Annotated in this window: 19 protein-coding genes, 1 tRNA gene and 1 pseudogene; 12 read left to right on the forward strand and 9 right to left on the reverse strand. The window is 69.2% G+C overall.

All coding sequences use genetic code 11. From position 1 onward, the window contains the following. Positions 1-41 precede the first annotated feature (41 nt). Both KM933_RS27720 and KM933_RS27725 read left to right on the forward strand, forming a co-directional pair. Positions 42-1,613 (forward strand): aldehyde dehydrogenase family protein, encoded by a 1,572-nt coding sequence (locus tag KM933_RS27720; protein WP_221357089.1) that lies wholly within the window; start codon positions 42-44, stop codon positions 1,611-1,613. A 173-nt stretch (positions 1,614-1,786) separates the two neighbouring features. Continuing rightward, positions 1,787-1,871 (forward strand) — tRNA-Leu (locus tag KM933_RS27725). 245 nt (positions 1,872-2,116) lie between these two features. On the opposite strand, the gene KM933_RS27730 is transcribed toward KM933_RS27725, so the two are convergent. Further along, on the reverse strand, positions 2,117-2,473 hold the full coding sequence (locus tag KM933_RS27730) for a hypothetical protein (RefSeq protein ID WP_221357091.1): 357 nt from the start codon (positions 2,471-2,473) through the stop codon (positions 2,117-2,119). A gap of 329 nt (positions 2,474-2,802) precedes the next feature. Between KM933_RS27730 and KM933_RS27735 the strand changes: the two genes are divergently transcribed. Then, entirely contained in the window at positions 2,803-4,758 is a 1,956-nt protein-coding gene (locus KM933_RS27735; RefSeq protein WP_308013564.1) for a GmrSD restriction endonuclease domain-containing protein, read from the forward strand. A gap of 24 nt (positions 4,759-4,782) precedes the next feature. Here the strand turns inward: KM933_RS27735 and KM933_RS27740 are convergent, their stop codons facing one another. Both KM933_RS27740 and KM933_RS27745 read right to left on the reverse strand, forming a co-directional pair. Continuing rightward, positions 4,783-6,036, reverse strand: a complete 1,254-nt coding sequence (locus KM933_RS27740) for a hypothetical protein (protein ID WP_221357093.1) — start codon at positions 6,034-6,036, stop codon at positions 4,783-4,785. A 167-nt stretch (positions 6,037-6,203) separates the two neighbouring features. Further along, positions 6,204-6,572, reverse strand: a pseudogene (locus KM933_RS27745) (3'-5' exonuclease); the annotation flags it as partial. 28 nt (positions 6,573-6,600) lie between these two features. On the opposite strand from KM933_RS27745, the gene KM933_RS27750 reads away from it, so the two are divergent. The 5 genes from KM933_RS27750 to KM933_RS27770 all read left to right on the forward strand — a co-directional run bounded on the left by KM933_RS27750 (position 6,601) and on the right by KM933_RS27770 (position 10,380). Continuing rightward, positions 6,601-6,987 carry a hypothetical protein gene (locus KM933_RS27750; protein ID WP_221357206.1) on the forward strand — a complete coding sequence of 129 codons (387 nt, stop codon included), beginning with the start codon at positions 6,601-6,603 and terminating at the stop codon, positions 6,985-6,987. A gap of 95 nt (positions 6,988-7,082) precedes the next feature. Beyond that, on the forward strand, positions 7,083-7,286 hold the full coding sequence (locus KM933_RS27755; protein WP_221357105.1) for a hypothetical protein: 204 nt from the start codon (positions 7,083-7,085) through the stop codon (positions 7,284-7,286). A gap of 419 nt (positions 7,287-7,705) precedes the next feature. After that, complete coding sequence (locus KM933_RS27760) at positions 7,706-9,499, forward strand: SMI1/KNR4 family protein (protein ID WP_221357107.1); 1,794 nt, start codon at positions 7,706-7,708, stop codon at positions 9,497-9,499. Between the two features lie 69 nt (positions 9,500-9,568). Next, positions 9,569-9,919 (forward strand): hypothetical protein, encoded by a 351-nt coding sequence (locus KM933_RS27765; RefSeq protein WP_221357109.1) that lies wholly within the window; start codon positions 9,569-9,571, stop codon positions 9,917-9,919. 68 nt (positions 9,920-9,987) lie between these two features. Beyond that, the gene (locus tag KM933_RS27770) at positions 9,988-10,380 is read left to right on the forward strand and encodes an SgcJ/EcaC family oxidoreductase (RefSeq protein ID WP_260334239.1); all 393 of its coding nucleotides are present in this window, start codon (positions 9,988-9,990) and stop codon (positions 10,378-10,380) included. 716 nt (positions 10,381-11,096) lie between these two features. Here KM933_RS27770 and KM933_RS27775 read toward each other — a convergent pair. Together KM933_RS27775 and KM933_RS27780 are read right to left on the reverse strand one after the other, a co-directional pair. Beyond that, positions 11,097-11,300, reverse strand: coding sequence for a DUF397 domain-containing protein (locus tag KM933_RS27775; RefSeq protein ID WP_221357120.1), 204 nt, complete (start codon positions 11,298-11,300; stop codon positions 11,097-11,099). Beyond that, positions 11,297-12,163: a helix-turn-helix domain-containing protein gene (locus KM933_RS27780; RefSeq protein WP_221357122.1), complete on the reverse strand. Its 867-nt coding sequence runs from the start codon at positions 12,161-12,163 to the stop codon at positions 11,297-11,299. Before KM933_RS27780 ends, KM933_RS27775 begins: the two co-directional genes overlap by 4 nt. A 193-nt stretch (positions 12,164-12,356) precedes the next feature. Here KM933_RS27780 and KM933_RS40365 point away from each other — a divergent pair, with 193 nt between their 5' ends. Next, the gene (locus KM933_RS40365; RefSeq protein ID WP_221357132.1) at positions 12,357-12,812 is read left to right on the forward strand and encodes an ATP-binding protein; all 456 of its coding nucleotides are present in this window, start codon (positions 12,357-12,359) and stop codon (positions 12,810-12,812) included. Positions 12,813-12,905: 93 nt separating this feature from the next. On the opposite strand, the gene KM933_RS27790 is transcribed toward KM933_RS40365, so the two are convergent. Next, the gene (locus KM933_RS27790) at positions 12,906-13,820 is read right to left on the reverse strand and encodes a hypothetical protein (RefSeq protein ID WP_308013565.1); all 915 of its coding nucleotides are present in this window, start codon (positions 13,818-13,820) and stop codon (positions 12,906-12,908) included. A gap of 139 nt (positions 13,821-13,959) precedes the next feature. Here KM933_RS27790 and KM933_RS27795 point away from each other — a divergent pair, with 139 nt between their 5' ends. After that, entirely contained in the window at positions 13,960-14,355 is a 396-nt protein-coding gene (locus KM933_RS27795; protein ID WP_221357134.1) for an EVE domain-containing protein, read from the forward strand. Between the two features lie 45 nt (positions 14,356-14,400). On the opposite strand, the gene KM933_RS27800 is transcribed toward KM933_RS27795, so the two are convergent. Beyond that, a complete protein-coding gene (locus KM933_RS27800) occupies positions 14,401-14,811 on the reverse strand; it encodes a hypothetical protein (protein WP_221357136.1) in 411 nt (136 codons plus the stop codon). 169 nt (positions 14,812-14,980) lie between these two features. Between KM933_RS27800 and KM933_RS27805 the strand changes: the two genes are divergently transcribed. Then, positions 14,981-15,679, forward strand: coding sequence for a LuxR C-terminal-related transcriptional regulator (locus tag KM933_RS27805; RefSeq protein ID WP_221357137.1), 699 nt, complete (start codon positions 14,981-14,983; stop codon positions 15,677-15,679). A gap of 60 nt (positions 15,680-15,739) precedes the next feature. Here KM933_RS27805 and KM933_RS27810 read toward each other — a convergent pair whose 3' ends face one another. Together KM933_RS27810 and KM933_RS39715 are read right to left on the reverse strand one after the other, a co-directional pair. Next, positions 15,740-17,266 carry an aKG-HExxH-type peptide beta-hydroxylase gene (locus tag KM933_RS27810; RefSeq protein ID WP_221357149.1) on the reverse strand — a complete coding sequence of 509 codons (1,527 nt, stop codon included), beginning with the start codon at positions 17,264-17,266 and terminating at the stop codon, positions 15,740-15,742. 99 nt (positions 17,267-17,365) lie between these two features. Then, positions 17,366-17,500 (reverse strand): hypothetical protein, encoded by a 135-nt coding sequence (locus tag KM933_RS39715; RefSeq protein ID WP_260334240.1) that lies wholly within the window; start codon positions 17,498-17,500, stop codon positions 17,366-17,368. A 329-nt stretch (positions 17,501-17,829) separates the two neighbouring features. On the opposite strand from KM933_RS39715, the gene KM933_RS27815 reads away from it, so the two are divergent. After that, positions 17,830-18,813, forward strand: a complete 984-nt coding sequence (locus KM933_RS27815) for a helix-turn-helix domain-containing protein (protein WP_221357151.1) — start codon at positions 17,830-17,832, stop codon at positions 18,811-18,813. The last annotated feature ends 385 nt before the right edge of the window (positions 18,814-19,198 follow it).

The following is a 19,198-nucleotide window of genomic DNA, read 5'->3' on the forward strand; positions in this document are numbered from 1 at the left end:
TACGACCGCCCCCGACTGCGCACCGAGAGCGGAGCAACCGAATGGCCCCCACCCCCTCACCCACTCCCTCATCCGCACCCACCCTCACCCTCAAGGCCGGCACCGCGTGGGCCGACGCCTGGCGGCGCTGTCTGGCCGTCGCACCCGAGGCATTCCGGGACGACCGGGTCCTCAACCTCTGGGGTGCCGCCTGGCGGGCGGACGGCCGGGCGCTGCCCGCCACCAGTCCCGTCGACGGCGGCCCCGTCGCGGGCCCGCCGCGCCTGGACGGAGCCACGGCCCACCGGGCCGTCCGCGCCGCCCTCGACCACCACCGCGCCTGGCGGCACGTCCCCCTCGAAGAACGCCGGGCCCGCGTCGCGGCGACCCTCGACGCCCTCACCGAGCACCGCGAGCTGCTCGCCCTCCTCCTCGTCCGGGAGATCGGCAAGCCCTGGCGCCTCGCGCAGGCCGACGTCGACCGGGCCGTCGACGGCGTGCGCTGGTACGTCGACGGCATCGAGCCCATACTCGCGGACCGGGTCCCGCTGGACGGACCCGTCTCCAACATCGCGAGCTGGAACTACCCCATGAGCGTCCTGGTCCACGCCCTGCTGGTACAGGCACTGGCGGGCAACGCGGTCATCGCCAAGACCCCGACGGACGGCGGCGTCGCGTGCCTCACCCTGGCCTGCGCGCTCGCCGCCCGCGAGGGGATACCCGTCACCCTCGTCAGCGGCGGCGGACGCGAGCTGTCTCAGGCGCTCGTGCGCGCGCCCGAGATCGGCTGCGTCTCCTTCGTCGGCGGCCGCGACACGGGCGCCGCGGTGGCCACCGCCGTGGCCGACCTGGGCAAACGCCACGTACTGGAACAGGAGGGCCTGAACACCTGGGGCATCTGGAACCACACCGACTGGGACACGCTGACGGCGGCGATCCCCAGACTCTTCGACTACGGCAAACAGCGCTGCACGGCGTACCCGCGCTTCGTCGTCCAGCGCGACCTGTTCGACGAGTTCCTCGCGGCCTACCTCCCGGCGGTCCGCACCCTCCGCGTCGGCCACCCCCTGGCGGTGGAGCGGCCGGACGACCCGTACCCGCGGCTGGACTTCGGTCCGGTGATCAACGCGGCCAAGGCGAAGGAACTGCACGACCAGGTGGCGGAGGCGATCGACCGCGGCGCCGTCCCCCTGTACCGCGGCAGCCCCGCCGACGCCCGGTTCCTGCCCGGCCAGGACACCACGGCGTACGTCCAGCCGGTCACGCTCCTGAACCCGCCCCCGTCCTCCCCACTGCACCACGCGGAACCCTTCGGCCCGGTCGACACGATCGTCCTGGTCGACACGGAGGCGGAACTGCTCGCGGCCATGAACGCGTCGAACGGCGCACTGGTGGCGACCCTCTCCACGGACGACGAGGCCACGTACGACCGCCTGGCCCCGCAGATCCGCGCCTTCAAGGTCGGCCACGGAAAACCCCGCTCGCGAGGCGACCGCGACGAGCTGTTCGGCGGCTTCGGCGCGTCATGGCGGGGCGCGTTCGTGGGCGGCGACCTCCTGGTGCGCGCGGTCACACAGGGCCCGGCGGGGGAGCGCCTGCCGGGGAACTTCCCGGAGTACCACCTGATGCCGTAGTCGGCGGCGCGCTGTCTTCCGTACGGCTTCCCCTGCCGCCCTCCTCGCCTCGCCGGAGGCCCTGCCGGAGGCTTCGCCGGGGCGAGGAAACGCAGGTGAAAGCCACTCCGAAAGCTTGGTATTGTTGTCCGTGTCGCCCCGGGGAACACCCCCGTCCAGGCGGCGGACACCTGGTCCGGGTGGCGGAATGGCAGACGCGCTAGCTTGAGGTGCTAGTGCCCTTTATCGGGCGTGGGGGTTCAAGTCCCCCCTCGGACACACAGTGGGGCGTTCACGAGATCGTCCCGAAGCGTTCACGAATTACCGGTCGAGTCATGTGACTCACCGGTATTTCGTCGTTTCCGGGGCCTCAAGCCTCGTGATCGGCTCGATGAGGGGGTGGGGCGGTGGCGGTCCAGGTACTGCGCCTCTCACCTGCGGAAACAGGACATGCCTGCGCGACGGCTGGTAGCCGTGGAGCAGGCATGTGGGGTTTCCAGGGGGCGGAGCGCGGCGGAGGTGCGTCACTCGCGTGGCGGAGGCTCGACCTGCTCGGTCGGAAGCGGTCGCGCCTGGGGCGGGCCGGAGGGCTCACCGGGTCGGGTCGCGGCGCTCTGCGCGCTGGCTTTGCGGGGCTGGATGCCCTGGTCACGGAGGAACCGTCGGATGGCTCTGAGGTTCGCCACGAAGATGATGACGGCATTGAGCAGGGTCTGCGCGACGCGTCCGTGCGGCAGGCGGAGCTGGGGATCGTCGATGCTGTCGAGGGCGGACTTCTTGAGGTTGCCGTTGCCGCCCTCGTTCTGACTGCGCAGTCCGGACCAGGCTTCCTGCCACAGAAGGGTGAACAGGGGGTATTTCTGTCGCCACTTGGCCAACACGGTGCCCGGGACGGTGATGCTCTTCCCCCTGCAGATGTCTGGGTAGACAGGGGTGTCCCGCTTGGGCCTGGGGATGGTGGGCAGGCAGGCAGGGCGGGCGGTCGTTAAGTTCAGGCTCCTCCATCTCCGCCGCGCGGACGCGTTGTCCGAAACCGTGCAGGGCCGAGCTGTACCCGATCAGCGTGCCGTGCCGTCCATGTCTGCCAGTTCGGCGTAGGGGCGCGGGTACGGGCATCCGGAGGGCCGAGCGGGGCACGCGACGACCCTGGCAGGCGAAGGCGGTTCCACTCGACCGCAGTTGGCCCTTCTCGGCCCTTGATAGCGTGTGTGTGGCGGAGCGCACACAGGCTGGGGGCAGCATGGGGTTGGCAAACCAAAAGATCGCTTCTCAAATCGAGGACCTGCTGCAGGGCAAGGTCGTCATCCCCTCCATCCAGCGCGACTTCGTCTGGATGAGGCCCGACGTACGCGATCTCTTCGATTCCCTCTACCGGGGCTACCCCGTCGGTGCCCTGCTGCTGTGGAAGACCAATCTGACCGTCCCCTTCAAGACGGCTGCCGTCGTCCAGGCCGACAAGTCGGCGCACCAGCCTCTTTACCTCCTGGACGGGCAACAGCGGTTGACCTCCCTGGCCTGGGTGTACCGGCCGGAGTCAAAGGCGGACGGCCGGCTTATCGACCTGCGCTTCGACGTGCGCACCGAGGAGTTCGTCAACCCGAGCGCGATCCAAAGCAAGGATCCGCTCCTGTTCCGTGTTTCCACCTTGCTGCAGGAGAACGTGCAGTACCACGAGGTGCTCAGAGCGGCCGGGATCGATTACTCCGCCCCGCAGTTCGGCGCATGGATGCAGCGCTTGCAGAAGGTGCACGACATCCGCAAGCAGGAGATCGCCGTCATCACCTACGAGTCCGACGACTACGAGGAAGTCGCTGAACTCTTCGCCCGGTTGAACAAGGGCGGTCGAAGGCTGTCCAAGGGCGACCTCGTCTACAGCGCCATCGCGGCGCGGTGGTCCGACGGTCTGGACACCATGGATGCCTTCCACCAGGAGCTGCAGGACAGCAACTTCGCCCTGAACAGGGAAGCCGTCCTGCGTCTCACGAGCCTCCTCGCGGGAACCGGCGCCCATCACATCAAGCTCATCGGGGCGGACATGGACGAGGCCGCGCTGAAGGAGGCATGGCACGCCACCGAGAGGGCGCTGCGCTTCGCCATCGACTTCCTGAAGGGCGAGTGCGCGATCCCCCGGTCCGAGGTCCTCTCGTCACCGAACGTCACTATCGTGCCTGCCCTGCTGCTGCACCACCGGGACGGCAAGCTGCGTCCGGGGGAGGCTCAGCTACTGCGTCGCTGGGTGTACACGGCGATGGCGTTCAGCCACTACTCTCTGCAGGTCGAGGGCAAACTCGACGCGGAGGCAAGGCTGATCAAATCGCGTGAGGGAGAGGGCCTGTTCACCGAGCTCATTCGCCGGGCCTCCGGCACCCGGTCCCGGGACAGCGCCCTCCACCCGAGAGACCTGGAGCAGAAGTACTCCACGCATCCGTTCTTCAAACTGTTCTACATCGCCGCATTGCGGGGCACGGCACGGGACTGGGCGACCAATATCGCCATCAGCGACCAGCCGATGAACAGCAACGCCAAGATCGAATTCCATCACGTGTTCCCGCGCGCCCGGGTCCAGGGGACATACGCGAAGGAGGAGTGGAACAGCCTCGCCAACCTGGCCTTCGTCACCGGTCAGACGAACAAGATGATCTCCTCCAGGCTGCCCGTTGACTACATGGCGGGGATCGCGCCGGAGCGCCTGGCCGAACAGTGGATCCCCGGCGAGCCGGAGCTGCGGTCCCTGGACCGTTTCCCCGACTTCCTGGCCGCACGCCGGAGTCTGCTGGCCAACGTCCTCAACGATCTGCTCGGTCTTCCCCGCTACGACGCACAGGCCACCCACCGGGACACCGACGAGCTGCCTGCCGACGAGCAGCTGATCGTGGAGGGCCCGACCGCACCCACGCTCGTCGGGGCGGAGGTCCAAGAACTTCGCACGAAGCACGGTGTTGAGATCCACGCAGTCTACGAAGGCCGGTGCGTCGACGCCTACTACGATCCCGCGTCCCGCGTCGTGAGGATCCCCTCCGGTCCGGGCCGAGGCGAGTACGAGACTCCCAGCGGGGCGGCGGTCGCCCTGGTCCACGCCCTGAACCCGCACGTCAATCCGAATCGGAACGGATGGACGTTCTGGACCGTCACTGCCACGGGGCTGTTGCTGCAGAGCATTCGGTAGTGGACGGCTCCTCCATCCGCCTGCCTATGTCAGGCCTCCGCGCTTGTGAGGTTTGACGTAGGTGTGTCCCTTCGGCAGATGATGAGTCCCGGTTAGGCCGGCGCTGCGATGAGCTTCGGCGTACGCTGCCAGGGCCGCAGCGCTGGCTTGCTTGCCAAGGTGCTCGATCTTCATCAGATGCCCTGCGACGCCATGCCGTGAAGAGGCGCTCGGCAGATGTACGATCCGCTGCTTCTTCGGCTTGGGCACTACGAAGGGCGTGTAGCAGACGAGGCGGACCGTTCTCTCGCCCGGACGGGCCGGAAAATGAAGAACGCCGTCGGCCGCGCAGCTTCCTGTTTCCCAGGTGAGGCGTCTTCGGTTGATGAGCCCGTTCACCGAAGCGCGGATCGCGTCGCTCGAGTACTGGTGGGATATGGCACGGCTTCGAACGCCGCGGATCAGGTTCTCCACCGGCAGAAGTGCGCTGCCCGCCTCGTCGAGATAGCCGAGTTTGCGGATTGTCTCCTGCACCAGCACATCGAGCGAGACAGCGATGCCCGCTGGGCTGTGGGCCAGGCTCGTCGGGAGTTCACGGGCGATGATCCGGGGGTCGTACGTGTAAGAGAACCGCCTCTTCGCGATGAAGACAGGACGTTCCAGGAGGGTGAGAGACAGACGGAGCCGACTGCGGTCCAGATTGGCCGTGACCCGTGTGCCGGGCAGGAGTTCCGACGGCCATCGGATGCCTCGGAGGTGCTCTTTGGTGACCTTCTTGCGTAGTGAATCCAGCAGCACAGTGGGGAAGCCGCGGCCGTGGTCAAGGTGCACGACTTTGGCCGTCCGGATCCGACGCGCGGCCTGCGAGGGCAGCGGACACTGTCCGTGTTCCAGGTGATGTCGACGGATCACGAATGACCACCGCAGTTCGGGGGGTGTCTCGACCACGTCGTGGGGTAGGCCCGGGTCCGGTTGCCGGATCAGTACCGTCTCGTCGAGCCTGGAGGTCGCTGCACCTTCTGCACCGCCAGGCGCCGGGGCGGCGCTGACGGCCGAGGCGGGAGGCTCATAGGTACTGGCCACCTCAGTGAGTCTTTGAAGGTGGCAGTCCGCGCAGTGGGCTAGTTGCCTGCCCGCACTCGTGGTCTTGATGGCGACCACTGTGTCCGTGGTTCTCCTGCCGCATTGATGGCAGGAGAAGGAAACCGGTGCGGAAAGCTTCTGCAAGGTCCAGCGGACATGAGTACGCGTGCTCTGCAAGATCTCTGCACCCTGGAAGTGCGCTTCCTGAGCACTCACGATCGGCCCCCTTTTGCCACGCGAACTCCGCCGTGCCCCGCCCTCCCCCCAGTCGTGACGGTGCGCCACGTTGACGCCGACTGCGGAGGCGCCAGCGGGCGGCGATCCCCTTGTTCCGTGTCCTGTGCGGGACACGAGCCTCTGACCAAGAGTTTGCCTGACGCTTGTCAACAGGACCAGACAGTGAGGAACTCGCTCCGCACCCCCGCCTCCATCAAAAACGGACTGGGCTTCCCTGACCAGGGGACGTACAGGCTGTCGCGGGCCCTTGTGCAGCCGATGAACAGCGGGCAGCGTTCCGACAGCATGTCCGTCTTGTGCTGATCGGAGACCACCTCGGGCGGTGTGACCGCCTTCGGGAACGGCAGCGCGTTCTCGGTGACGCCGATGACCGCGACGCAGCGGAACTCCAGGCCCTTGAACGAGTGCATGGTCCCGACGCGCACGGTCGTCCCGTCCTGGGTGGAGGCGTCGGCGGCGTGCAGGGTGGCGGCGGGAACGCCGGCGTCCTTCAGTCGAGCGACCGCCTTCGCGCACGCAACTGACACCGATCGGCTACTTCCCGTGCTGCGGCAGGCCTTGCTTCTCATGGCACTCCGCGACGGTTCTTCGCTCCCGGACCCCACCTCAATCGAGTCGCTGCCCGAGCTGTCTGACGCAGTGATGGAGCATCCAACCCTCAGCCTGGAGAAACTTCTCCGTGACTCCAAGCAGGAGTTTGAAGCACAAGAAGAGTCCCTGCGGACGATCTGGTGTGACGAGGACGACGAGCCCGAACTTGAGGACCACCTTCACGAGGCATGTTTGGATGCCGTCCGTGATCGCGCGACCCGTGCTGGCCGGCAGCTCATGGAACTGTGTGAGTACATCAGCGAAGTGCTCCGCCCAGAGCTGGTTATCAGCACGGAAGCTGGCAATTCCGAACGGAGGCCCTGCCGTCGTTGCTCTTGACGCCTCACCGAGTAGTGGGGGTGCGTGCGTGGTTGGCGTCGAGGTCGGCGAGTTCAAGTTGGCCTGATTGTCGCCTGCGTTCCAAGGAGTGAGGCATGGCGCAACGACTGGTGATCTGGAACTGGGGCGACTGGAAGCCCGGCAAGAAGCATGGCGTCACGGTCCTCGACCTGGAGCCGACTGTGCTGGTGCAGGAGCACCAGCAACTGGCGGAGGCGATCGGCCGCGGACGCATCGTGTCGCACGACGTCGTGCCGCATCAGCACGGGTTGTTGGTAACCCTCGTAGTGGATGGCTGAGCGTCGTATGGGTTCTGCGCCGCGCTGTTGGGCGTGGCCATAGTTGCGGACGCCGAAGTACGGCGGGCTGGTGATGATGGTGTTGACGGACGACGCGGGCAACTCGGTAAGCCGGTCGCGCACGTCGCCAATGAGGATGCGGTTACGGGGGAGCTTCGGCTGTTCGCTGGTCGCGGACCGCTTCGAAGATTGCCTTCGTGTGGACGGCGGCCAGAAAGCGGCGGTCGGTAGCCGGGTGGCAAGGCGAGATGCCCGCAGACTCCGCCGCACGCCGGGGAATGCGACTCGCGGAAGTAGCGCATCAGCGGCGGGCGACGCGTCCGTTTGCGAGTGACGGGACTGAGGGACAGCCGGGGCCGAGGGGACTGCGGACAGCCCTGGCCATCCGGGTGTCAGTGCCCGCACCTAGGGTGCCGGGCATGATCACGTTCACTGTCGAAGAGTCCTGGGACCGCATCGAGAGCTGGCTCGCGCGGCACGCCCCCGTCACCCACGGACTACTGCGACCGCCGGCCGTCCCGGCGGACATCGCCGCGGCCGAACTCCGGCTGGGGGTGGCCTTCCCGCCCGACCTGAGGGAGTCGCTGCTGCGGCACGACGGTGTGGAGCTCCAGGAGGGAACGCTCCGGCTGGACTACTACGGACCACTGTCCGGAGTCGGGGAGATCGTCCGGAGCGCCGAGTTCCTGCGCGAGGTCGGGGAGGACGTTGCCGAGGAGGAGGCGGAACTCGACGAGGAGGAGCGCGACGAGTACGCGTACTGGCCGCACGAACGACTGCTGATCACCCTCGGCATCGGCTGGCAGTCCTCCGACGGACTCTTCTTGGTCACCCGCCCCGGCCCGCACCACGGGCGAGTCGGCCGGTACTTCGACGAGACGGGCTCGGCCTTCACCCCCTGGTCGGGACTGCGGCACGTCCTCTGCGACTTCGCCACGGCCCTGGAGAAGGGCCTGCCCTTCGACGGGCGGACACCCCTGGCCCACGAGGGCCGGCTGATCTGGGACAGCGCCGTGACGGTCGTTGCCGACCCGACCTCCGCCCTGGACGTCGCCGCCAGGACCCCCGAGCCGCAGGTCCCCGCGGCCGAGCCGGCCCCGCCCGTCCCGCAGCCCGACGGGGCATACGCCGTCATCACCTTCGGGAGTGGCGGATTCTTCGGACCCGAGCCCGCACCGCCCACGCAGCCGGACGTCGTGTTCGTGGCGGGCATCGACCCCGGGGAGCTGCTGGACCGGCTGGGCTCCGTGCCCGCGACCGCCAGGCCGCGCAGCCGGGAACAGGCGCAGCTGTCCGCCGGCGCGCCCTGGGCCGCGCATCGCCCGATGGTCCGGGCCGGGTCCTGCGGCGATGGGTGGTCGTACGCCACGCAGGAGGGCGGTGACGCCCAGTTCGGCCGTCCCGAGGTGCTGGGGCGGCTGTCCCGCGGAACCCGGGTGGTGCGGCTGGCGAAGCAGGGACACGAGGTGCGCGTGAGCGTCGTGGAGGACGGCGCGGAGCGGCCGGAGGCAGGCCACCGGGTCGAATCACCGCGCGAGGACTACGTGACCGGCCCCGACGGGCAGCCCGCACTCGGACGCGGCGGACAGCAGTGGCAGCGGATCGGCGTCGATCCCTGGCCCGGCTCGACGGCCGCCTACACGCGACTGCTGGCAGGCCTGACGGCGGAGCACGGCATCAGCTGGGACCCGGCGGACGACGCGGCAACACCACTGGCCAGCGCGCTGCTGCTGCCACTCCTCGACGAGGTGCCGGAGGCGCGGCACCCGGTCACCGTCGTACGCGACTTCGACCTCGGTGCCGTCGTGGAGCGGACCCCGCCGGAGCGGTTGCACTCCGCGATGGCGGCACAGCTCGCCCGGCTGGCGTCGGAGACCAGCATCGACGGCTACCCGGAGATCGCCCGGGCGCTGGAGCAGGTCGGCCGGGGCGAGCCGGTGGACCTGACGTCCGACGGGGCCCTGGACCTGCGGATGCGGACCATCCATGCGGAGGCCCGGGCCGTCCGCGGACTGCTCGACGCGGCCCGCCACCAGCCGGACCCGGCGCCCGTCACCGCGGCCGACCTCGCCGCGTGGCACGGACGGGACGCGGCGGCCGGGGCCCTGCGCCGGTTCCTGCTGCTACCCCTGCCCGCGGCGGCCGAGACAGTCCTGAGCCTGCGCATGTCCGTGCACTGGCGCGACGAGCTGGCGGCAGACCTGGCCGACTAGGACCTGTCCGGCCGATCATGGCTGATGATGGGAGTGGATCTGTTCTGAGCGCATAGGGAGGGGGTGTCGGTGGAGCGCGATGTCCAGCTGGTGCGGGACTTGGTGGCGGCTGTGCCCGGCTTTGAGGACCTGCTTGAAGCGCACGTCTTCAACGAGGACGGTGTCCTGCCCGACCTCTTCTTCTGGGATGTGGTTCAGGAGACCGTGGCGTCGTTCCTCGAAGGGGACGAGACGGACTGGCGAGTCACCCTGCGATTCCTGGAAGAGCAGTTTCGACTCGGTGACCCCGAAGTGGCCCGGGTGATCACCACCGCATTCCTCTTTAGTCTGCCGTGGCCGGGCCAGCCCGGATATGGCCTTGTCGAGCGCCTTGGTCCCGCCATGAGCACGCGGTTCACTGCGATCCGGCCGTCTGGCTAGGACCTGTCCGGGCGATCTCACGGCTGGGCCTTGACCTCAAGTTGGCTTGAGGTCTCAGAGTGATCTGCATGGATACCGAAACCGCAGATATCAGAGCCATCGAACAGGTCGTCACCACTGTCGAACGCGCTCAGCGCGCCAAAGACGTCGAGGGGTTCCTCGCGCTCTTCCACCCCGACGCTCTCTGGACGACCGGCCACGGCAAGGTCCTGATCGGCTTTGACGCGATCGCCGAATTCACCCGCGCCGTGCTGCCCGCAGCCAGCTGGGATGGTGAGATCACCCATAAGGCAGTCCACACGCAATTCCTGCGGCCCGACGTCGCGGCCGTCAAGGTTCGGCAGGTCTACCACTCGCCGGAAGGCGAAACGGAAGGCGCTCCGCTCTATGTCATGACGAAGCAGGATGACGGGAGGTGGCTGCTGCACGCATGTCAGAACACCGAAGTGCGGGTTGAATAGAACAAGAATAATCATGTAACTGATTCGTGTTCGGATCGTCGTCCTGGGCATGACGCGTGGCGATCTGACAGATGCGGAGTGGGAGCGGCTGCGGCCGTTTCCACTTGTAGCGGCAGAGCACCGGAGACAAGGGAGGAACGGCCGTGGTCGTCGGCCTTCTGACCGCATCAAGGGCGCGCGCCGCGTGGATGACGCACGCCCCTGATGCGCATGGTGTGATGCAGATCAACACTTGGGCAGGAAGTTCTGCACGCGTCCGGTGGTCATGTACTTGTCGCTGACGAAGCGGTTGCCGGGGTTCGAGTAGATCCGGGTCCATATGTTGTAGCCGCCCACGACCGATTCGTACGACGAGATGAGGGAGCACCTGCGGGAGGCCAAGGAGCGGTTCGCCGCAGACCGCAGGAACGCGACGATGACCGTCCTCAAGGACGGCCTCGGGAACATCGGTACAGCGGTTATCGGTGAGAACGATCATGATCAGGGCGTGAGTGTGCTGACCCGGTTCTCGTACTCGCGGCGGGCCTTGCGCTGGGCCGGGACCGCAGGGCGGCCCTGGCCGCCGTCGAGCGGCTGGCAGCGGGCGAGAAGCTGGTGGTGTACGGCGGGGACGGCGCTGACGCGCAGCGTGTCTCTCGGGCGAGTTCGCGGATTCCGGCGGTGTGCTGCGCGTCAGCCGTGCCACGACGTCGGGTGCTGGTCGGGATCCATCTCGATCAGTACGACCGGTCCCGCCCGACGGCGGCGACGAACCCGGACCAGGCGTCGCGGGTAAACGCGAGTTGTGGACCGCTCAGCTCCTTCGAGTCCCGCACACGGATCGCAGCCCGATCGACCGCAACCTCGACGCACTCGCCGCCCTCGTCCCCGCTGTGCGTGCTCTTGAACCAGGTCAGATGTATGGACCGTTCGGTGTTCATAGCTCTCCCAGCATCGTCTCGACCAGGCGTAGGGATTCTCGGGTGCTGAGCGCCTGTCCCCGGATGCTGCCATATTTCGCGGCGAGAACCCGTACGCTCTCCGGATCGGTGATCAGGCGGCTCGTGTGCTGGACTTCCAGGTAGGCCATACGCGGCTTGCCCTTGATTTCGAGCAGGGTGAACGGGCCGCCCATCCCGGCGTGGTCCTCGCTGAGCGTGGGCATCACCTGGATCTCGACATGCCGCAAGTGGGCCAGCTCCACCAGGCGTCCCAACTGCTCGCGCTGGACCTTCGGACCGCCGAAAGGCTGTCGTAGCACGGCTTCCTGCACGATCGCGCTCACGGTCGGCGGAGGCCAGCGGACAAGGATCTCCTGCCTGGCGAGCCTTGACGTGACGCGCTGCTCGATCGACTCCTCGTCGAAGAACGGTTGCCTGCTTGCGAACACGGAGCGTGCGTATGACTCTGTTTGAAAGAGGCCGGGCACAGCCTGATTGGCGAAGTAACACAGCTCAACCGCTTGCGCCTCCAGTACCGCATAGTCCCGGAACCACTCCGGATGCCGCACCCGTCTCCGCGCCTTCGCCCGCTCCACGTCCTCCGCCGTCACCGCCAGCAGCCCACCGCACTCCAGGAGTTCGTCCACGGCCGCCAGGAACTCCGGCTGCGGCGTCCGGCGGCCCCGCTCGACCGACGAGATCTGCTCCTCGCCGTAGCCGAGCCGCTGGCCCAGTTCCTTCTGGCTGAACCCCGCCCGCTCCCGTGCGGCCTTGATCTGGCGTCCGAGGGCGCGGAAGAGGTCCGACACCTCCGCCGTGCCCTCGGCCTCCCCGCCGTCGCCCGGCTCGGGTCGTCCCGTCATTCCGCACCACCGCTCTCGTCCTGGTCACCGATCCGGCCGGGGTTCACCGACCGCCGAGTGTCCGAGGGGACGGCCGTACGCCCGTACAACCGCCCCGGTCGCCCGTACAGCCCGCCCTGTACGGGCGGACAGTAACCCTCCGTACAGGGCTCGTCACCCCCGAGGGTAGGTCGGATCGGCCACGCTCGGTGAGGTGAACAAGGAATCAGCCGCCGTGACCCGCGAACCGCTCGCGCCCACCGGCCACTTCAGCTTCAGCAGCCTCTTCGTCACCACCGAGTACGGCGCACACAGCGTTCGCCATGCCGCCGAACGCTGGCTTGCCGACCACGTACCGCAAGCCGTACCGGGCGGGGGAGCGGATACGGACGCGGCGAGCCTCCTCGTCGCCGAACTCGCCACGAACGCGGCCCTGCACGGACGGGTGCCTGGCCGTGACGCCCGTCTGGACCTCACGCTCGATGCCGCGTCCCTGCTCATCGAGGTGACCGACGCCCGAGGTGACCGCCTTCCGGGACGGCCACCGGTGGCGGACGCCGACGGGGAGTCGGGCCGGGGCCTGCTCCTCGTCGAGGCCCTGGCCGACGGCTGGGGCATTCGTCCCCATCACCCCGCCGGCAAAACGGTCTGGGCCACTCTTGCGCTGTGACCGATGGGGTCAGCCATGCATCGGTAATAACAGGCCCTTCGGATTATGCGTTAAGTGATCATTTAGAAAAAGTCGCGCCAGAGAGAAAGAGGATCAGTCTGCGGGTGCGGCCAGAGAGGCAGGAGGGATGTGATCCAGGACCGCGCGCCGCAGTTGTTCCAGTTTGGGCGGCAGCAGGGTGGTCAGGTCGTAGCGGGCCCGGCCCGTGCGGTAGCTGAGGAGCAGGCCCTTCTCCTCCAGGGGGAGACCGGGCGGGCGCAGGACGGCCCGGCCTTCCTGGTGGCGGGTGCCGTCGTGGTTGACGAACAGGCTCACCCACAGCCGGCTGGTGCCGTGGGCGCGTTCGACCAGTTCGGCGCGGACCGCGAGCCAGCGTTCCAGCGCGGCCCGGGTGAGGGGGGAGAGGGCGTACCAGACGTCGTCCGTGCTGTCGCCGCCACCGTTCTGGGGGCGCCGCTGTACGTACACCGCCGTGCGGTCGGGGGTGAGGTGGGACAGGCGCAGCGCGGTCAGTTCTCCGGCGCGTGGAGCCGCGTCCAGGACCAGGGACAGCACTGCGGTGAGCCTGGTGTGGCCCGGTGACATCGCGGTGGCGAGGTCCTGGTCGAGGCGGCGGCGCAGGGCGGTGAGGGTGCCGTGGTCGGGGGTGGGGCGGGGCGGGATCCGTCCGCCACCACCCAGGTGCAGCGGGGGCAGCCCGTGGGCGGCGCGCAGCAGGTGCAGGCACCGGTACCGGGCCGCGTTGGTGGCCTGCGAGGTGGGCGGACGCCCGCCGCCGACCTGGCGCTCGCGCAGCGCACCGGACTCGGCGAGGCGCAGGTAGGTGGTCAGGGCCTCCTTCTCCAGGAGGCGCCGCAGGCTGCGCCGGGCGCCCACCGGCAGTCCGCCCCGGTCCAGGGCCCGGTGCAGTTCCCCGCGGACCATCGTCAGCTGGCGCCGCCGCGCCTCGCCGACCCGCAGGTCGTCGAGGAGCGTGTCGAGCGTGGTGATCGAGGCGTACTCCGGCACGTGTCCGATTGTCCCGGACAGCGGTTCCGCCGGGAATCCCGGGGTAGTCGGGACCGGGTCCCGACCCCTTGATCCTGGATGCACGAGGCGCAGCCGGGTGCGGGCGGCCGGGGCGAGGCGCGGGAGTGGAGGAGTGTCCGTGGACTGGCTGTTCATCGTGAAACCCGAGGGTGCCTCCGCGGACGGCGGCTCCTCGGCCAAGGACCGCATGCTGGCGCTCGCCGAGACCGCGCCCCGCCGGGAGTGGTGCCTGTCGAGGTGGCGGCGCATGGCGCCCGGTGACCGGCTGTGGATCTACTTCGCCTCGCCGGTGCGGGAGATCGCCGCGGTGGCCGACATCGAGGACGAGCCGTACGAGGTGACGGGGAGTCCTCGCCAGCCGTGGAAGTTCACGGCGACCCTGGACCCGGCCGCGACCCGTCGGCTGCACCGCGACCCCGTCCCGCTGCACGTCCTGTCCAACCGGAACCCGCAGGGAGTCACCCGGGTGAAGGAGAAGGACCTGGGGCTGCTGCTGGACCACGCGGGTCTGTGACGACCTCGGGCCCGGGACCTCGGACCCGGCGTCTCGGGCCCGGGATCACGGACCCGGGGTCCAGAGAATGTGCTTCCGTTTGTCGTCCGCGCATGCGGCCCTGTCCCTGGCCCTGATCCGTGCCTGCGGCCCCGGGGCGGGGGAGGCGTTCTCGACCCGCTCGACGTGGGGCGGCGGCGGTCGGCCGTTCCGCAGCCGGTTCGCCAGGAAGCGCAGGGTGTTGACCGTGACGACGGCGGGCGCGACGATCGCCACCGTGCGCGGGAAGGCGGGTTCGAGGGACAGGGCCAGGACGACCGCCGTCACACCGTTCTGCTGAGCCAGTGCCACCAGGGACACCCGGTCGTAGTGGTCCAGGCTTCGGGTGAGGATCCACCCGACGGCCGTCTGCGCGCCGAAGGCAGCCGTTCCCAGGGCGATGCCGGGACCCGGCTCGACACCGTCGACGAGCGGCATGCCGAGAGCGAACAACGCCGCGGCGGTCGCGGGAGCGGTCGGCCCCCCCGAGGAGTGCGCTCCCGCGCAGTTCGACGAAAGATCTACGCTGCAACCGAACGCTGATCATGACGGCGTGGGGAAGTGCCTGGTCACGCCCACGTCGGCCTGGGTGTGAGGATGAACAGGAATGGCCGAAACAGTCCACGATGCCGTCACCCGCGTGGTGGTGATGGAGAGCATTCCTCTGGTTCTCAGCGGCCTGCGTTCCGCGCTCGAAGGCGACGGGATCAGCGTCGCCGCGGCGACTTCCGACCCGCAGGCCGGCGTACGGGCGGTGCGGGAGGCGAAGCCCGATGTGGTCCTCGTCGATCTCGACCTGCCGGGCCGCGCGGGAATCGGGCTGCTGCAACGGCTGCGCGGACAGAGCCCGGTGTCACGGCTGGTCGCCATGGTCTCCCCGGATCACGACGACGACAACCTGCTGTTGACCGCGCTGATGGCGGGAGCCACGGCCTATCTGGTCAAGAGCACGGAGACGGTGGACCTGCTGCGCACCGTACGGGCCGCGCAGCGAGGGTACGTGACGCTGGGCCCCCGGTCCGGCAGCGAACTCTTCGCCCTCCTCAAACGCCTGGCGGAGGCCGACGAGACGCTTCCGTTCCCGGCGCTGACGAACCGGGAGCGGGAGGTGCTGCGACTGGTCTCCCTCGGTTACGGCAACCGCCGCATAGCGCAGGAGCTGTTCATCTCGGAGAAGACCGTACGCAATTACGTCTCCGCCATTCTGCCGAAGATCAACGTGGCGAACCGGCTGGAGGCCATCGTGTCCGCGCGGCTGGCCGGTCTGGAGACGGCGTACCCCGGGACGGACTCGGTGAAGGTGTAGGCGTGCCCCGGTGCGGGCGGCGGTGCCCGCGGGGTGGACCGGCACCCCGCGGGCGGGGCGTCAGCCGCCCTGGAGGACCAGACCGGAGGACTCCAGCAGGCGCAGGCTGTCCCCGACCTGACGCTCGACCTCCCCGGAGCCGGCCGGCAGACCCGCCGCCCGGGCGTACGCCGTGTGCAGCGAGGCGAGGTCGCGTCCGTCGCACAGGGAGTAGACGGTCCACGAACGCGCGTTCAGCCAGTGCATCCGGGCCGACCGCGCCGGGCTGACGACGAGTTGCCCGAGGCCGGGCAGGGCGCACGCGTCGACCGGCGCGACCCGTTGCGGGGCGCGTCCTGGGACGGCGACCTCCTGCGGTTGTCCCGGTTCCGCCCGGCGGGTCGTCACCGCGTCCCGGTCCCGGGGCCGCGGCGCGTCCTCGTCCACCAGGCGCAGAGCGGTGAGGAGCCAGCGGGCGAACCGGTGTCCGTTCTCGGTGAGTGCCTCCTCCGGCAGCGACAGGACGCACTCGGCGAGGTAGCGGGCCCGCTCCTCGCTGGTGCGGTACTGCCCGCCGAGGGCGGCGGGCGTGCCGGGGCTGGGCTCGTCGAGGTCCTCGGCCGGCGGGGGCGGGCCGAACCTCTCCCGGACCGTCTCGCCCGCCGCTTCGGCCGCCGCCCGGAAGACCAGCAGGTGCACGTAGAAGTGCAGGGCGACGAAGACCCGGATGACCGTCCAGGAACCGATGCGCCACGGGATCGGGACCTGCTCGGTGGCGTTCTTGACGACGGAGCCCGTACGGAGCGCGTCGAAGAGCTTCAGGTGGGCGCCCTCGTGCAGCAGGCTCTCGGCGGCGAGCCACGGGGACGCGCAGCGTTCGGGCGCGAGCAGCACCGTGGAGGGGAGCGGGTCGCCGCCCGACATGGACTGCAGGGGGCCCTCCTCGTTCTCCCGGTGGGTGAAACCCACCATGGTGACGTGCCCCAGCACTCCGGCTCCCGCGGCCGGCAGCAGCGTCGCGAGGAGTTCCGCGCCGTCCCGGAGGCCGGTGAGGACCTCGTCCGTGGGTGTCACGGGGCCCGTCGCCCGGTTGTCACCGAGCGCGTCCCGGTACAACTGCATGAGGCGTTCGGCGAGCATCTCCTGCGGACCGCTGTCGCTGCTCGGCGCGGGCTCGGCCAGCACCCAGGCGTCCCCGAGACCGGGCCAGGCGGGCCGGTGCGGGCGCATCAGGGCTTCGCAGGGACCCGTGACGGACGAGGTGTCGGCCGCCGGGGTGGCCGCGTGACCGCTCAGGTGGGGGGCGAGCGAGCTGGGTTCGGGCCGGCCGCTGTCCAGCCGGGCCAGGTCGACCTCGAAGCAGTTGCGCAGCACCGGGTCGTACAGCAGCGGACGGAGGCGTTCGTCTGATGCGGCGGCCGTCTCCCGCAACACGTCCGCCGCTCCGTCGTCATGCCGCGCCAGCATGGTGAGGCCCAGCCGGAACCGGGCGAGGTTGCGCTCACCGATGGCGGTGGAGTCGCCGAACTGCCGGTCGGCGCAGAGCATGGTGTCGGCCCGGGCCACCCGGTCGGTGACCGGCTGGGCGGCGGAAGGTGTGGAGGACAACGACGGACCGTCCTTCGGAGCGAGGTGGCGGACGTGGACATCAAAAAAACCGGCACCGGGCCCTCTCACGGGTCCGATGCCGACCGAAAGCGCCGCTGGTCAGGCGGTGCGGACCGCCTGGTACGACGGGAGCCAGGCGCGCTCCTCCGGTGCGTCCACGGCAACCAGCGCCGACTCGTCGTCGAGGTAGGTCTGCGGCGCCAGCTCGGGGGTCTCGATGAGGTCCACCAGCATGTTGTCAGTCCTTTCGGTGATGTGCGGACAGAGCGTCCCCGGAAGGGGATCACCCTGCCGGGAACATCATCTTCCGGTACGCGACGTCCCACACCGAGGGGAGCGATGTCCCGAATCCTGTCCCGGCGCACCGGCAGAAACGGCTGATGGGCCCATGTTCCGGGCGCGACGGTGGTCGTCCGCCCGAAGCGGTGACGAGGAGGAGTGCGCGAACGGCAATGGCCAGTTCCCTCCACTGATTGTCTAAATGCGTATTTGTTGCGGCGGACCGGGCCAATGAGCATGTTGGCGTGAATCCAGACAGGAGTGAGTCACTCGATGTGCGAGGCGTGCGCGACACCGCCGCTCTCGCCGCTCTGTTGCGTGATCTCAAGGTCCGTTCCGGTCTGACCCTGCGCGAGTTGGAAGGACGGGCCCAGGGCCGGGGCGACGTCCTGGCGCGCAGCACGGTCAGTGACATGCTCCGCGGAACCCGTCTGCCGGGCCCCGGGACACTGGCTGCGTACGTCCGGGCCTGCGGTGCGGCGGAGGAGGACGTGCCTGTCTGGCTGGAGGCCAGACAGCGGGCGGAGGCGGCGGGCACGCGGCCCTCGGAACCCGCTGCGGAGCCTGGTTCCGCAGACACCGGCGAGCCGGTGCGGCGCACCCGTCCGTGGGCGACGACCGTGCGGCTCGGCGGAATGCGGTGGTGGGTGAGAGGACGGATGAGATGGCGGGTCCTGGGCGGGGCGGCCACGGCGGGGCTTGCCGTGGTCTCGATATGGACGCTCTCGGCGGCGGGGGACGGCCCTCCGTCCTCACCCGCCCCCTCCGACGGCCCGCAGGCGGCATCCAGGCCCCTTCGGGGTTTCGCGGAGATCCGCCCCGCCCGCTCGCCCCATCTGTGCCTCACCGAGGGACGGGACACCCGGGGTGAGTACCTGCACGCGGTCGCGGCACAACTGCCGTGCGAGGAAGCCAGGCCACCCCACACGTATCTGAGGCCTGTCGACCCGTCCGCGTCGCGGACGACGTACTACATCGAGTGGCAGCACCCGCAGCAGGGCCGGGGATGCCTGACCATGCGCCGGGAGGGTCCGGGGCAGGACCTGCTGGAACCGTGGCCGTGGAAGAGCTGCGACGCCACTCGGCCTTACCAGCACTTCCACATCGAGTCCGCCGACGGTGCCGCCGACCGCTACCTCCTGCGGTTGGAGGACCCCCGGCGTTGTGTGGGCCTGCGCGGCAACTCCACCAGGACCGGGGCCGATGTCATGGTGGAACCCTGTGACGGGACGGCCGACCAGGAGTTCCTGATCAGCTCGGTTGCCTGATCACGCGCAGACGGTGGTGTGTCCGGCGTCGTCGCGGTGCCCCGGAGCTTTCCTCCGCCATGGGCACCTGAAGATCGGGGTCCGGCCTCACGCTCGTGAAAGCGTGAGGCCGGGCAGGTCGCGGGGCGACATCAGCATCTGGCGGCGCTGCCCCTGTCGATTGCCACGTAAGGGCTGTGGATCCAGCCGAAGGTCGTGGAGTACCAGAGGTTACCCACGTCGTTCGTGTACTTGCAGTAGACCTCCACGCGACTGTCGTAGGCGCGGTGACCCGTTACGCGGCATGCCGCCGCCGGACCGTTGTGCACCGCCGCCTTGTCCTTGGTGATGAGGCCGGACGCTGTGAGTACATCCCTCACGGCCCAGCCGCAGGGCTCCGTCGGGG

It is taken from the genome of Streptomyces beigongshangae (assembly GCF_019710745.1).
Lineage (GTDB): Bacteria > Actinomycetota > Actinomycetes > Streptomycetales > Streptomycetaceae > Streptomyces > Streptomyces beigongshangae.